This window comes from Knoellia sp. B-D-2 (genome assembly GCF_057714695.1).
Genome location: NZ_CM173189.1, coordinates 405,463 through 419,038, shown reverse-complemented (window position 1 = coordinate 419,038; position 13,576 = coordinate 405,463). Strand labels below are relative to the sequence as shown.

Here is a 13,576-nt window from a genome sequence, read left to right as displayed (position 1 = left end):
GATGTCGCCCGCGGGGACCACGACGGCCTTCCTGACCGTCAACGGGGTGAGCGTGCCCCTCGGGGACTCCGCCACCCCTCACACGACGACGCTCGACTGGCTGCGCGACCGGGGTCTCACCGGCAGCAAGGAGGGCTGCGCCGAGGGGGAGTGCGGCGCCTGCGCCGTCATGGTGGCCCGGCCCGGCACCGACGGGACGGCGACCGAGTGGGTCGCCGTGAACTCCTGCCTCGTGCCCGTCGCCGCGCTCGACGGTCAGGAGGTCGTCACGGTCGAAGGGCTCGGCACCCTCGACCGGCTGCACCCCGTGCAGCAGGAGCTCGCCGACCGAGGCGGGTCGCAGTGCGGGTACTGCACGCCGGGCTTCGTCTGCTCGATGGCGGCGGAATTCTACCGGGCCGGCCGCACCGGCGCCGGACCGGAGCACGCGTCCGAGCCGGACGTCACCGCCGACCACGAGCACGGTCCGAACGGGTTCGACCTGGCCGCGCTGTCGGGCAACCTGTGCCGGTGCACGGGGTACCGGCCCATCCGCGACGCGGCCTACGCCCTCGGCCTGCCGGACGAGTCCGACCCCTTCGCGAAGCGGCGCCACTCCGGGCCGACCCCGGCACGGTCCACCCGGCTCGTGGCCGACAGTGCCGAGTTCGTGCGCCCGTCCACCCTCGCGGAGACGGTGCAGCTGCTCGCCGACCACCCCGACGCGGTGCTCCTGTCCGGCTCCACCGACGTCGGTGTGGACCTCAACCTCAAGGGGTCCCGACCCCCGCTGCTCGTCGCCGTCGACCGGCTGCCCGAGCTGCGGGACCTCCGGGTCACCGACGACGAGGTCCGGATCGGCGCCGCCCTCACCCTCACCGAGATCGAGCGGGGTCTCGGCGGGCGGGTGCCGCTCCTCGCGCGGCTGTTCCCCCAGTTCGCCTCCCCCCTCATCCGCAACGGCGCCACGCTCGGCGGCAACCTGGGCACCGCGTCGCCGATCGGCGACTGCGCGCCGGCGCTGCTGGCACTCGACGCCTCGCTCGTGCTGTCCGGCCCGGGCGGCGAGCGCGTCGTGCCGCTGGCGGACTACTTCACCGGCTACCGCGAGAGCGTCCGGCAACCCGGCGAGCTCATCCGCGAGGTCCGGGTCCCCCTGCCCCTCTCCGCGCTCGTCGCCTTCCACAAGGTCGCCAAGCGGCGCTTCGACGACATCTCGAGCGTCGCCGTCGCCTTCGCCCTCGACGTCCTCGACGGCACCGTGACCAGGGCGAGGATCGGCCTCGGCGGCGTCGCGGCAACGCCGATCCGCGCTCTGCGCACCGAGGCAGCGCTCGAGGGACATCCCTGGACGCCCGAGACCGTGACCGCAGCCGCGAGCGTCCTTGCGACAGAGGGCACACCGCTGTCGGACCACCGGGCCAGCGACCGCTACCGCAGCGCCATGCTCGGCCAGTCGCTCCACAGGCTGCACGCCGAGCAGGGCACCACCTCGCAGGTCGCGCCGTGAGCCGGCTGTCCGAGCGTCCCGCCGCCGCCGTCGTCGTCGGGCAGACCGTGCGCCACGAGTCGGCGGCGCTGCACGTCACCGGCCGGGCGCTCTACACCGACGACCTGCACCCGCGCACGAAGGACGTGCTGCACGCGTGGCCGGTGCAGGCGTCCCAAGCGCGAGCCCGCGTGACCGGGCTCCGGGTGCAGCCGGCATACGCCGTGCCGGGTGTCGTTCGGGTGCTCACGGCCGAGGACGTCCCGGGCATCAACGACGCGGGCGTCAAGCACGATGAGCCGCTCTTCCCGAGTGAGGTCTGCTTCCACGGTCACGCGGTCTGCTGGGTGCTCGGCGAGAGCCTGGAGGCCGCACGGAGGGGGGCGCTCGCCGTCGAGGTCGACTACGAGCCGCTCCCGTCGATCATCACGCTGGCCGAGGCGATCGCGGCGGAGAGCTTCCAGGGGGCGCAGCCCACGGTCCAGCGGGGGGATGCGGAGGCGGCGCTCGCGCGGTCGTCCCACGTCTTCCACGGTGAGCTCGAGCTCGCCGGGCAGGAGCACTTCTACCTGGAGACGCACGCCGCCCTGGCGATCGTCGAGGACGATGGTCGCCTCTTCGTGCAGAGCAGCACCCAGCACCCGACCGAGACCCAGGAGATCGTGGCCCACGTCCTGGGGCTGCGCAACCACGAGGTCACCGTCCAGTGCCTGCGCATGGGCGGCGGCTTCGGTGGCAAGGAGATGCAGCCGCACGGGTATGCCGCGGTCGCGGCCCTCGGAGCCACGCTCACCGGGCGACCGGTCCGGCTGCGGCTCAACCGCACCCAGGACCTCACCATGTCCGGCAAGCGCCACGGGTTTCATGCGCGGTGGCGCGTCGGCTTCGACGACGCGGGCCTGCTGCAGGCCCTCGAGGCCACCCTGACCTCCGACGGCGGCTGGAGCCTGGACCTCTCCGAACCGGTGCTCGCCCGGGCCCTGTGCCACGTCGACAACAACTACTGGATCCCCGACGTCCGCGTCACCGGCAGGGTCGCCCGCACCCACAAGACGTCGCAGACCGCCTTCCGTGGCTTCGGCGGCCCGCAGGGGATGCTCGTCATCGAGGACGTCCTCGGCCGGTGCGCGCCCCTGCTCGGCATCGAGCCGCACGAGCTCCGTCGCCGCAACTTCTACGAGGACGGCCAGACCACGCCGTACGGGCAGGTGATCACCCAGGCCGAGCGCGTCCACCGCGCCTGGGACCAGGTGGCCGAGGGTGGGGACCTCGCCCGGCGCCGGGCCGAGATCGTCGAGTTCAACGCCGCCCACGAGCACACCAAGCGGGCGCTCGCCGTGACGCCGGTGAAGTTCGGGATCTCCTTCAACCTCACCGCCTTCAACCAGGCCGGTGCGCTCGTCCACGTCTACAAGGACGGGTCCGTCCTCGTCAACCACGGCGGAACCGAGATGGGACAGGGGCTGCACACCAAGATGCTGCAGGTCGCGGCGACGACGCTGGGCGTCCCGCTGGAGACGGTCCGGCTCGCACCGACCCGCACCGACAAGGTCCCCAACACCTCGGCGACCGCGGCGTCGTCGGGCGCCGACCTCAACGGCGGGGCGGTCAAGGACGCGTGCGAACAGATCCGTGAGCGACTCGCCCACGTGGCTGCGCAGCGGCTGGGGGTGCCCGCCCCGGACGTGCGCTTCGCGGGCGGGGTGGTCTCCGGCCTCGGGACCGAGCACACGCTGCCCTGGGCGGACCTCGTCCACTCGGCCTACTTCGCCCGCACCAAGCTCTTCGCGGCGGGCTACTACCGGACCGAGGGGCTGCACTGGAACTCCACGGTGATGCGGGGGAGCCCGTTCAAGTACTTCGCGCACGGGGTCGCGGCGACGGAGGTCGAGGTCGACGGGTTCACCGGTGCCCACCGCACCCTGCGCGTCGACATCGTGCACGACGTCGGCGACAGCCTCTCGCCGCTCGTCGACGTCGGCCAGATCGAGGGCGCCTATGTCCAGGGTGCCGGCTGGCTCACCCTGGAGGACCTGCGCTGGGACACCGGCGACGGTGAGCATCGTGGCCGCCTGGCCACGTCGTCCGCCAGCACGTACAAGCTGCCGAGCTTCTCCGAGATGCCGCCGGTGCTCAACGTCACGCTGCTCGAGCGCGCCCACGAGGAGGGCGCCGTCTACGGGTCCAAGGCGGTCGGCGAACCGCCGCTCATGCTGGCCTTCGCGGTGCGCGAGGCGCTGCGTCAGGCCTGTGCGGCCTTCGGGCCCGAGGGCACCAGCGTCGACCTGGCGAGCCCGGCGACACCCGAGGCCGTCTACTGGGCGCTGCAGGAGGCCCGGGCCGGGCACGACCCCGAGGTCGAGGCCGGACCCGGACCCACCCCGCCGGAGGCCGACCCGGCGGCGCCCACCCGGCACCCGGAGTCCGAGTCCGCCCTGCAGCACCTGTCGGAGGCCTGAGCCGTGCGCTGGTTGCGAGCCGTCGAGTGGCTGCGCACGGACGGCCAACCGGGTGTGCTCGTGACCCTGACGTCGGTGCGGGGCCACGCACCTCGCGAGGCGGGCGCCAAGATGGTCGTGGGTCGGACGCGGACGTGGGACACGATCGGAGGGGGCAACCTCGAGGCCGCCGCCGTCGACCGCGCCCGGCAGTTGCTCGACGAGGGCCGGACGGTCCCGGAGACGTTCATGTCGTCCCTGTCCGACAAGGCGCCGTTCCAGCACGGGATGCAGTGCTGCGGAGGGGAGGTCAGCGTGCTCCTCGAGCCGCTCCCGGTGGCACCCGTCGTCGCCATCTTCGGCATGGGCCACGTCGGCCACGAGCTGGCCCGCATCCTCGCCCGTCACGACCTCGACCTGCACCTCGTCGACAGCCGTCCCGAGGCGCTGGGTCCGGAGATGCTGGCACCGCTGGCCGACGCCGATGCGCGGGTTCACCCGCACTCCGTCCCGGTCCTGCCCGAGCTCGTCCTCGGGGAGCTTCCCCCTGGCACGCACGTGCTCGTCATGACGCACGACCACGCCGAGGACGCGGCCATCCTCGACGCGGCCCTGCGCACCGCGGGTCTCGGCTCCGTCGGCCTCATCGGTTCCAGCGCCAAGTGGGCGCGGCTGCGGCGCCGGCTCCTCACCGAGGGAGGCCTCGCCCAGAGCGACGTCGCGCGGGTCACCACCCCGATCGGGCTCCCGCAGCTCGCCGGCAAGGAACCGGCGACGATCGCCGTGGGCGTGGCCGCCGACCTGCTCATCCGGTTCGCGGCCGCGTCACCGGGACCCTCGCGGGTCGGCGAGAGCCCGGCCGACGGGAGAAGCCCCGCCGACGTCTAGGGTTTGTACAGGGTTTGGTCGTACCATGGGAGGGTGAACCACACTCTCGCCACGCCGACGATGGGGATGCTCGACGCGGTCCGGACCGCACCCTCCTTCCTGGCGGCGATCGACTTCATCGACCCGCTCGTGGCCTCCGTGCGCGACGACGGCGACGCGGCGACGGCGACGCTTCGCGACGCCATCGACGACGACACCGACCAGCTGACGGCGATCGCGGCGGTGCACGCAGCGGCAGCCGGGGGACCGGCCATGGCGGAGGCGCTCGTGGTGCCGCTGCTGACCTCCCGGGTGCCCTTCCTGCGAGAGCACGCCGCATGGGCACTGCGCCTCTCCACGCCGCTGGCGGCGGCCGTCGCCCCGCTGCGTGTGGCGATGGAGGAGGGTGGTTTCGTCGGGATGCTCGCCGAGGCCACGCTCGAGACGTGGGGCCTCGTCGAGGACGACGTCGTCGCGAACCCTCCTCGCCCGCGTCGGTCCGAGTCCGACCGGGACGGCCTGACGGTCGCCCAGCTGTTCCTCCACGCCGACATCGACGGGAGCCTGCGCAACGCCGGCAAGGGCGACACGGGCGGGATCGCGACCCTGCTCGTCCACCTCGGGGACGCCCTCGTCGCCGAGCCCGGGGTCTCGCGGGTGCTGACGCTGTCCCGCAGCCACCAGCAGGGGGAGCGGAGCCCCGACGACGCCACGGCCCCCGGTCACCACTACCTCGGTGTCCCCCTGCCGGGACCGGCGCGGCCCTCCGCCGACACCTGGCCCCTGCGGGTCGGAATCCGGCGCGGTCTCCGGCGCGCGCTCGCCGCCGCGGCACCGGTCGACGTCCTGCACCTGCGGATGGCGGACGTGGGGTCGTGGGCGGCCTCCGAGGTGGCCCACGAGCTGGGCATCCCGACGGTGCTGACCCTCGCTCCGGACCCGCACGCGCTCATCGCCGCGCGCGAGGCCTCCGGCACGCTCACCCGCGCCACCTTCGGCGCGGCGGACCAGGCGGAGCACCTCGTCTTCCGGGTACGACTCCTGCGCGACCTCGCGGACCAGGCGGCCCACCTCGTCGCCTTCCCCCGGCCACGGCTGGACCGGGACCTGCGCGAGCTCCTCCACCTCGACCCGGACGCGGGCGACCGGTCGCTCACGGTCGTCCCCGAGGGCATCGACCTCGCCCCGCTGGACCGCGCGGCCCGGGAGGTGGCGGACGCCGCTCGGGGCGATGCCGTCCCGGAAGCCACGGGCCAGGCACTCGCCGAGCTGGACACGCTGCTCGAGACCCTCCCCCCGGAACGACGGCACCTGCCCCTCGCGATCACGGTCGGGCGGCTTCACCGGGTCAAGGGCATGGCCTCCCTCGTCGAGGCGTGGGCGTCCGACCCCGCGGCCGTCCAGGGCTGCAACCTGCTCGTCGTCGGCGGCGACCTGGACGACCCGACCACCGACGAGGCGGAGGAGCTCACCCGCATCTGCGCGTGGGTCGCCCGCGTCGACGCGGCCGACCGAGGCCTGCTGCTGGCCGGTCACCGCCCGAACGGTGTGGTCGCCACGTGGCTGGCGGCGGTGAGGCTGGGACGGCCCGGGCTCAGTGCACCGGGTGGGGTGTACGTCTCCGCCAGCCTCAAGGAGGAGTTCGGCATCGCCATCCTCGAGGCGATGGCCTCGGGACTCGTCGTCGTCACCCCGCGGGAGGGCGGGCCGGCAACGTATGTCGAGCAGGGGGTGACCGGCCTGCTCGTCGACACGACCTCACCGACCGCCCTCGCGGGTGCGGTGGTCTCCGCGTTGGAGCTGGCTGCCGCTCCTGGCGCGGCGGGGCGCGCCGACCACGTCCGGAACCGGGTGGCCGAGGAGTTCGGCGTCGCCACCATGGCCTCGTCCCTCGCCGCGATCTACTCGGAGGTTTCCCGTGACGCTGCTCGTCATCAGTCCTGACTACGCCTCCCACCTGCTCCCGCTCGCCACGCTGGGCGCCGCCTGGGCCGACGCCGGTGAACGGGTCGTCGTCGCCACCGGCCCCGCGACGGACACCATCGTCCGCCGGTTCGGTTTCGAGAGGGAGCACCTCCAGCTCGGGAGAGGGTCCAACCCCGGGGTGATCCGCGCCTCGGACCAGCCTCGCGGGGAGGACGACGCGCTGCGTGGGTTCTTCGCGGCCACCCGCCTCGGGGCGGTCCCCACCCTCGCGTTCCAGGCGGCGGCCCGCGGGGACGACCTGCTGTGGGAGCCCCTGCGGGTCGCGCGCGAGGTGCACCGTGTCGTGGAGCGGGTGCGACCCGACCACGTCATCGTCGACCACCTCGCCTTCAGCGCCCGGCTGGGGCTGACGGGGACGGGCGTGCGTCACGCCGACGTGGTCCTGGGCCACCCCTCGGCACTGACCGTGGGCGACGAGGTCTACGGCTACCCCCCGGCCTGGCCCCGGCGACTGCAGCCGGGCCGCGACTCGCTCGCCGACCTGCGGCGCCAGTGCGAGGGCGTACGCGACGTGTTCACCGAGCAGTGGAACGACGTGATGGCCCTCCTCGACCCGGCGGCACCGGCCAGCGAGGACGCCTTCGCCGAGACGGGCGACACCCTGCTGCTCAACTATCCCGGAGAGCTCCACCCGGCCGAGCGGACCGCGCTGCTGGGCCGCCACGCCTTCCTCGGCTCCGCGGTCCGCACCGAGCAAGCCGACGCGGAGGTGGACGCCTGGCTGGCCCGCGGGGGAGCGTCGGTCGTCTACGTCAGCCTCGGCAGCTTCCTCTCCGTGCGCTCCGACGTGCTGGCCCGGGTCGCCGAGGCGCTGCGCGGCCTGGACGTCCGCGTGGCCCTGGCCGCCGGGTCCACGGACCCCGACGCGCTGGGCCCGATCCCGCCGTCCTGGCTGGTCCGCGCCGAGCTCCCGCAGGTCACGCTGCTTAGCCACGCCGTGCTGGCGGTCTCCCACGGGGGCAACAACAGCGTCACGGAGGCGCTGACCGCGGGCGTCCCCCTGCTGCTCCTGCCGTTGTCGACCGACCAGTTCGCCGGCGCCGCGGCGCTCGAGACGGCAGGCCTGGGGGAGGCCCTCGACCCCAACTCCGCCCCGGCGGAGGAGCTCCGGGCCGCGGCCGTCCGTCTGCTCGCGCTCGCACCGGAGGCGTCGCACTGCCTCGACCGGCTGTCCGAGGACCTCACGCGCACCCCGGGGGCCGAGCGTGCCCGCGCGGCGCTGCGCGCCGAGGACGACGCGTCCGCCGTGCCGCCGCAGCCGGGCTCCGTGCGCGCCCCCTGACCGCGGTCGATCCCCGCGCCGCGTGGATCACCGGGGGCCACCGTGTCGGTGGCGTGCGGCAGGATGAACGGGTGAGCGAGAGCGAGCCGATGACCGAGGGTGGGCCGGCCCCCGAGGAGGTCCGTCACGAGTGGGCCGACCTCGCCGAGCAGGCGACCACCCACCAGTTCGCCTACCACGTCAAGGACGCGCCGACGATCAGCGACGGCGAGTACGACGCGCTGATGAAGCGCCTCAACGCGCTCGAGGACGAGTGGCCCTCGCTGCGCACCCCCGAGAGCCCGACCCAGAGCGTGGGCGGTGCGGTCTTCTCGACCGACTTCGAGTCCGTCGATCACCTCGAGCGGATGCTCAGCCTCGACAACGCGTTCTCGCCCGAGGAGATGGTGGAGTGGAACGCGCGCGTGACGCGTGACGCGGGCTCGACCTTCCACTACCTGTGCGAGCTCAAGATCGACGGCCTCGCCATCAACCTGCTCTACGAGAAGGGCCGCCTCACCAGGGCGCTCACCCGCGGTGACGGCCGCACGGGCGAGGACGTGACCCTCAACGTGAGGACGGTGCGCGGCATACCGACCGTGCTCAAGGGAACCAAGAGCCACCCGGTGCCCGACCTCGTCGAGGTGCGCGGGGAGGTCTACTTCCCGATCGAGGCCTTCGGCGAGCTCAACGCGCAGCTCGTTGAGGCCGGCAAGCCCCCCTACGCAAACCCGCGCAACACGGCGGCAGGATCGTTGCGACAGAAGGACCCTCGCGTCACCGCGACCCGGGAGCTGCGCATGCTCGTGCACGGCCTCGGCAAGCGCGAGGGCTTCGCCCTCACCCGACAGAGCGAGGCGTATGCCGCGATGCAGGCCTGGGGTCTGCCCGTCTCGACCCATTTCCGGGTCGTCGACACCATCGAGGAGGTCAACGACTTCATCGTCTCGACCGGGGAGCACCGGCACGACGTCGAGCACGAGATCGACGGTGTCGTCGTCAAGGTCGACGAGGTCTCCGTGCAGCGCCAGCTCGGCGCCACGTCCCGCGCCCCCCGCTGGGCCATCGCGTTCAAGTACCCGCCCGAGGAGGTCAACACCACCCTCGTCGACATCCAGGTCAACGTCGGTCGCACCGGCAGGGTGACGCCCTTCGGCGTCATGAAGCCCGTCGTCGTCGCCGGCTCCACCGTCGAGCGGGCCACGCTGCACAACGCGACCGAGGTGGTGCGCAAGGGGGTGCTCATCGGTGACACCGTCGTGCTGCGCAAGGCGGGCGACGTCATCCCCGAGATCCTCGGGCCGGTGGTGGACCTGCGTGACGGCACCGAGCGCGCCTTCGTCATGCCCACCGAGTGCCCGTCCTGCGGCACGACGCTGGCGCCCGCGAGGGAGGGCGACAAGGACATCCGATGCCCCAACTCGCGCTCCTGCCCGTCGCAGCTCGCCGAGCGGCTGTCCGGCCTCGCGGGTCGCGGGGCCTTCGACATCGAGGCCCTCGGGTGGGAGGGTGCCGTCGCGCTGCTCGAGTCCGGCGTGCTGGCCGACGAGTCGACGCTCTTCGGTCTCACCGACGCCGACATCGCCCGGGTCCCGCTCTACACCCGCGCGGCGAAGAAGACCGACCCTCCCGAGTCGGTCGTCGACGGCAGGGTCCTGTCCGCCAACGGCGCCAAGCTCGTCGCCAACCTCGAGTCGGCCAAGAGCAAGCCGCTCTGGCGGGTCCTCGTCGCCCTCTCGATCCGGCACGTCGGGCCGACGGCGGCCCGTGCCCTCGCCCAGCACTTCGGGTCGATGGCGGCGATCCGGGCCGCGAGCGTCGAGGAGCTGTCCGGCGTCGAGGGCGTGGGCGGCGTCATCGCCGAGTCCGTCCGCGACTGGTTCGACCGCGAGGGCCACGAGTGGCACACCGACATCGTCGACCGCTGGGCCGCCGACGGCGTCGTCATGGAGGACGAGCGGGACGCGTCCGTCGAGCAGACCCTGGCCGGCCTCACCGTCGTCGTGACCGGGTCCCTCGAGGGCTTCAGCCGCGACGAGGCGAAGGAGGCGATCCTCGCCAGGGGCGGCAAGGCCTCCGGGTCGGTCTCCAAGAAGACCGACTACGTCGTCGTCGGGCCCGGAGCGGGGTCCAAGGAGGACAAGGCCCGCGAGCTCGGGCTCACCATCCTCGACGAGGCCGGGTTCGCCACCCTGCTCGAGACCGGCGTCGCCCCCGGCGAGGCGAGTGACGACGCGCTCGACGACGCGAGCGACGACGGCTGACCCGGCACGCGGGAGGCCGACGGCGGGGAAGGGGGTCAGCGGCGCGGGCCCATGCCGCCGCCCATGCCGCCTCCCGTGGCCACCCCGGCGGTGACGGTCGTCGCCCTGGTGTCACCGACCCAGACGTCGTAGCTGTCGCCGGCCGTGATGTCACCGGTGCTGACGACGATGTTCTCGGCGTCCTTGACCGCGGCGTAGGTCGCCACCACAGAGTCCCCGGAGCGGACGGTCACGGTGTCGCCGGCAGTGACCTGCACCGTCGCCTGGACGAAGCTCTGGCCCGAGTCGGCGTCAGTCAGGGGCCTCGGCCATCCCGCCACTCCCGGCGGCGACGAGCGTCCCTCCCGTGACGGAGATCGCGCCGTTGCTGTCCAGCGACCCGTTGCCGTTACCCGCGAGACCGGCGACCGTCGTGGTCCCGCCGCTGACGACGAGGTCACGCCGACGGTGGCGAGGGAGGAAGAGACCGAAGACGAGCAGGCTGATGGCGACGAGGTCGATGCCGATGAGCAGGGGGGACATGAGTGGACTCCTGGGTGTGAACCTGTGGTGGTTCACCCAGTGAGCCGGTGGGGGGTGTCCCGCCTCGGTGGAGCGACTGTGCCCTGCCTGTGAGGTGGTCCGCTCAGCGCCGCGGAGGGCCATGGCCCCAATTCACGGAGTCGCCGAAGTCGGTCTCGATGAGCCCGGCCGGGCGGCCGAAGCGCTGCTGCGTCCCGTGGGCCACCGTCGCCGCCTGGTCGGAGTCCTCCCCGAACGTTGCGGCGCTGGAGGACCTGATCTTGCCTGCGAGGTCCTCGTGGGCGGCGTGCACCGCGGCGATGACGAGAACGCCGAGGGCCTCGCCGCCGTCCGCGCACGCGGCATCGGTGATGGCGAGGTCCGCGACGGCGCCACCGCCGGTCACGCTCACGCGGACACCGTCGAGGTCGGCCTGCCCGGTGAGCCGGTCGATCGTCGCGCGCCACCGGAAGGCCGCCTGCGCCTGGGCCATGAGGCGTTGGAGGTCCCCGGCGGCCAGGGGGGTGTCCTCGAAGAGGTGCGGGTCCAGGGTGCTCATGTCACCACGTCCCTTCCGGGCGCTCGGGGGTCGTCGGGGGCGCGTCGTCCGGGTCGTGCAGCAGCGGGTTGTCGGCGACGACCTCGGCGTTGAGGGCCCCCGTCGTCGCCGAGTCGGCGCCCCACATCTGGGCCGAGGACTGCGCCACCCGGCTCCGCACGTCCTCGTGGGCGGCGGTGACGGCGGCCAGGATCGCCCGGGCCGCCTCACGGCCGCCGCGCTGGGCGACGACGTCGCTGACGGCGAGCCCCGTGAGGACCCCCTGCAGGTCCACCTCGGCGACGACGCGCCCGGCAGCGGAGGTTCCCCGTCCTCGCGTGCCGAGCACCTCGTCGCGCCAAGCGCCGACGCGGGCCGGGCGCTGCTCGGCCTCGCGGGTCTGGGCCTCGACCCGGGCGAGGATCTCTCGTTCGACGTCGTCGGTGCCGCTCATGGCATCATCCTGACATCCGTGCGGCCGATGGCCGCCGCCCGCCGTCCCGACGAATGAGGTTGACCCATGGCACCGGCCCCCGGTGGCTCGAACGGCATCTACTTCGTCTCCCTGGCGTTGTTCGGTGTGGTCTGGGCGCTGTTCGCCATCCCGTTCGCGTACCACTGCGTGCGCGCGGCCGGAGCCGGCAACGCGTGGCTCCCGTTCGAGCAGAAGCCCGGTGGCGGCTACACGTTCATGGCCCAGAACCGGTGGTTCGCGGTCTTCCGTGCGCCCACCCCGGAGCGGCGGACGACGACCGGACTCCTGGTCCGCTACGTCATCTGGCTCGCGGTCGTCGTCGCCCTCGCCGTCAGGCCGATCAGCAACCTCACCCACATCCTCACGACCTGAGGACCTCGAGGACCTGAGCCGCCGCGTCGGTCAGTCGTCGGGGTCCTGGGTCGAGCTCTGGCCCGACTGGGTCCCCGCGTTGACGACGGAGTCGCGCCACGGCAGGTCCCCCGGGATGTCACCCAGGCCGTCGAGCGGACTCTGGGCGTGGCTCGGGTTCGGTGGGGTCCACCCCTGCGGTGGCCGCCAGGGTCCGATCGGCGTCGGAGCGCCCGGGCCGCCCGAATGGAGCGGCTGGTAGAGGTTCGGGTTGGGGGTGATCCCGTCGAGGAAGCGCAGGATGTCGTCGCCGAACCCCTTGAGCGCCTTGAGCAGGCTGGCGAGCTTGGTGCCCGACGTCGTCAGCGCGGAGATGTAGCGCGAGCACTTGCCGACGACGGAGGCGATGCGGGTCCCGATCTGCGCGACCACCCAGGGGATGAGCGTGCCGAGCGAGAGCACGGTCTGCGCCACCCAGCTGAGGATCGCGCCGACGAGCGAGGAGAGGACGTCGCGCAGGAAACTGTGCACGAAGGAGACGATGGCCCCGACGACGACCATGGCCTCCTGGGCGCTCTCGCTGCTGCCCTTGAGCTGGCGCAGGGTCTCGATGCGCGCATCGGCCTGCGCCTTGTAGGACGAGATCGCGTCACCCGACATCCACCCGATGAGGCCGTCGAGCGAGGACTGCCACGACTCGGCGAGGGGTTCCATCCCGGCGGCGATGTTGCCCCAGCTCTCGCCCTTGGCGGCGACGGCCTCGGGGTTGCCCGTGACGTCGTCGAACCAGTCCTTGATGGGGTTGAGGTGGTCGATGGCCCAGCCGATGCCCGCGGCGAGCAGCGAGCCGAGCGGGTCGGCCACCGTGGCCGCGGCGTCGAGCACCGTGGACACCCCGGAGAGGGCAGCGTCGACCCAGTTCCCTTGGCACAGTGCGGTGATCGTCGACGAGCCGCTGTCGAGGATCCCCGCCCCCGCGAGGATGCTGCGCTCGGACGGCGACGCGGCAAAGCTCGGACCGATGCTGGCCCCGCCTCCTCCGCCCCCTCCGGAGCCGCCACCCGGTCCGGCGACGGGGATCGTCGGCTTCAGCAGGAACGCGGCCATGTCGTCGTCGGCGTCGTAGCGGTCGGCCATGTGGTCCAGGCCGTTCTCGACCTGACCGGTGCCGGTGTGGGTCGCCGAGATCGCCTGCCAGACCGAGTCGACCGAGCCGGAGACGGCCGTGGGCAGGCCGAGCAGCTTGAGCAGCTCGCCGTACGCCTCGCTGTCCGGGTACCCGGCGTCGCTCATCGCGCGCAGGTTGGACTGGATGCCCCCCACCGCGTTGGCGTGCTGCCGGATCTGTCCGGTGTCCACCTGGAATGTCATGTGTGCGTGCTCTCCTCTGGCCCCCGGCCTCTCCGCGGTCCCCCGTCGGTCGGACC

Annotated in this window: 12 protein-coding genes; 7 read left to right on the top strand and 5 right to left on the bottom strand. The window is 73.1% G+C overall.

Annotated elements, in window-relative coordinates; all coding sequences use genetic code 11:
• The first annotated feature begins 1 nt into the window (after position 1).
• From AC3EU2_RS01990 to ligA, 6 genes are all read left to right on the top strand, one after another.
• Positions 2-1,489, top strand: a complete 1,488-nt coding sequence (locus AC3EU2_RS01990; protein ID WP_488179424.1) for a xanthine dehydrogenase small subunit — start codon at positions 2-4, stop codon at positions 1,487-1,489.
• Positions 1,486-3,927, top strand: a complete 2,442-nt coding sequence (gene xdhB / locus AC3EU2_RS01985; RefSeq protein ID WP_488178072.1) for a xanthine dehydrogenase molybdopterin binding subunit — start codon at positions 1,486-1,488, stop codon at positions 3,925-3,927. The genes AC3EU2_RS01990 and xdhB overlap by 4 nt, the downstream gene beginning before the upstream one ends.
• Positions 3,928-3,930: 3 nt before the next feature.
• On the top strand, positions 3,931-4,794 hold the full coding sequence (gene xdhC / locus AC3EU2_RS01980; protein WP_488178071.1) for a xanthine dehydrogenase accessory protein XdhC: 864 nt from the start codon (positions 3,931-3,933) through the stop codon (positions 4,792-4,794).
• 33 nt (positions 4,795-4,827) lie between these two features.
• On the top strand, positions 4,828-6,717 hold the full coding sequence (locus AC3EU2_RS01975; protein ID WP_488178070.1) for a glycosyltransferase: 1,890 nt from the start codon (positions 4,828-4,830) through the stop codon (positions 6,715-6,717).
• Entirely contained in the window at positions 6,692-8,041 is a 1,350-nt protein-coding gene (locus AC3EU2_RS01970; RefSeq protein WP_488178069.1) for a nucleotide disphospho-sugar-binding domain-containing protein, read from the top strand. The genes AC3EU2_RS01975 and AC3EU2_RS01970 overlap by 26 nt, the downstream gene beginning before the upstream one ends.
• Positions 8,042-8,130: 89 nt before the next feature.
• Positions 8,131-10,284: an NAD-dependent DNA ligase LigA gene (ligA, locus tag AC3EU2_RS01965; protein ID WP_488179422.1), complete on the top strand. Its 2,154-nt coding sequence runs from the start codon at positions 8,131-8,133 to the stop codon at positions 10,282-10,284.
• Positions 10,285-10,319: 35 nt separating this feature from the next.
• Here the strand turns inward: ligA and AC3EU2_RS01960 are convergent, their stop codons facing one another.
• The 4 genes from AC3EU2_RS01960 to AC3EU2_RS01945 all read right to left on the bottom strand — a co-directional run bounded on the left by AC3EU2_RS01960 (position 10,320) and on the right by AC3EU2_RS01945 (position 11,777).
• Positions 10,320-10,490 carry a hypothetical protein gene (locus tag AC3EU2_RS01960; protein ID WP_488178068.1) on the bottom strand — a complete coding sequence of 57 codons (171 nt, stop codon included), beginning with the start codon at positions 10,488-10,490 and terminating at the stop codon, positions 10,320-10,322.
• 85 nt (positions 10,491-10,575) lie between these two features.
• A complete protein-coding gene (locus AC3EU2_RS01955) occupies positions 10,576-10,806 on the bottom strand; it encodes a hypothetical protein (RefSeq protein ID WP_488178067.1) in 231 nt (76 codons plus the stop codon).
• A gap of 103 nt (positions 10,807-10,909) precedes the next feature.
• Positions 10,910-11,344 carry a YbaB/EbfC family nucleoid-associated protein gene (locus AC3EU2_RS01950; RefSeq protein WP_488178066.1) on the bottom strand — a complete coding sequence of 145 codons (435 nt, stop codon included), beginning with the start codon at positions 11,342-11,344 and terminating at the stop codon, positions 10,910-10,912.
• Between the two features lies 1 nt (position 11,345).
• Entirely contained in the window at positions 11,346-11,777 is a 432-nt protein-coding gene (locus AC3EU2_RS01945) for a hypothetical protein (RefSeq protein WP_488178065.1), read from the bottom strand.
• 66 nt (positions 11,778-11,843) lie between these two features.
• On the opposite strand from AC3EU2_RS01945, the gene AC3EU2_RS01940 reads away from it, so the two are divergent.
• Positions 11,844-12,170, top strand: coding sequence for a hypothetical protein (locus AC3EU2_RS01940; RefSeq protein WP_488178064.1), 327 nt, complete (start codon positions 11,844-11,846; stop codon positions 12,168-12,170).
• Between the two features lie 30 nt (positions 12,171-12,200).
• On the opposite strand, the gene AC3EU2_RS01935 is transcribed toward AC3EU2_RS01940, so the two are convergent.
• Positions 12,201-13,520: a hypothetical protein gene (locus AC3EU2_RS01935; RefSeq protein ID WP_488178063.1), complete on the bottom strand. Its 1,320-nt coding sequence runs from the start codon at positions 13,518-13,520 to the stop codon at positions 12,201-12,203.
• Positions 13,521-13,576: the final 56 nt, after the last annotated feature.

Excerpts from the sequence above, each read along its gene's own strand:
- AC3EU2_RS01990 (WP_488179424.1), top strand. The coding sequence starts at position 2 with ATGTCGCCCGCGGGGACCACGACGGCCTTCCTGACCGTCAACGGGGTG.
- ligA (WP_488179422.1), top strand. The coding sequence starts at position 8,131 with ATGACCGAGGGTGGGCCGGCCCCCGAGGAGGTCCGTCACGAGTGGGCC.
- AC3EU2_RS01955 (WP_488178067.1), bottom strand. The coding sequence starts at position 10,806 with ATGTCCCCCCTGCTCATCGGCATCGACCTCGTCGCCATCAGCCTGCTC.
- AC3EU2_RS01950 (WP_488178066.1), bottom strand. The coding sequence starts at position 11,344 with ATGAGCACCCTGGACCCGCACCTCTTCGAGGACACCCCCCTGGCCGCC.
- AC3EU2_RS01945 (WP_488178065.1), bottom strand. The coding sequence starts at position 11,777 with ATGAGCGGCACCGACGACGTCGAACGAGAGATCCTCGCCCGGGTCGAG.
- AC3EU2_RS01940 (WP_488178064.1), top strand. The coding sequence starts at position 11,844 with ATGGCACCGGCCCCCGGTGGCTCGAACGGCATCTACTTCGTCTCCCTG.
- AC3EU2_RS01935 (WP_488178063.1), bottom strand. The coding sequence starts at position 13,520 with ATGACATTCCAGGTGGACACCGGACAGATCCGGCAGCACGCCAACGCG.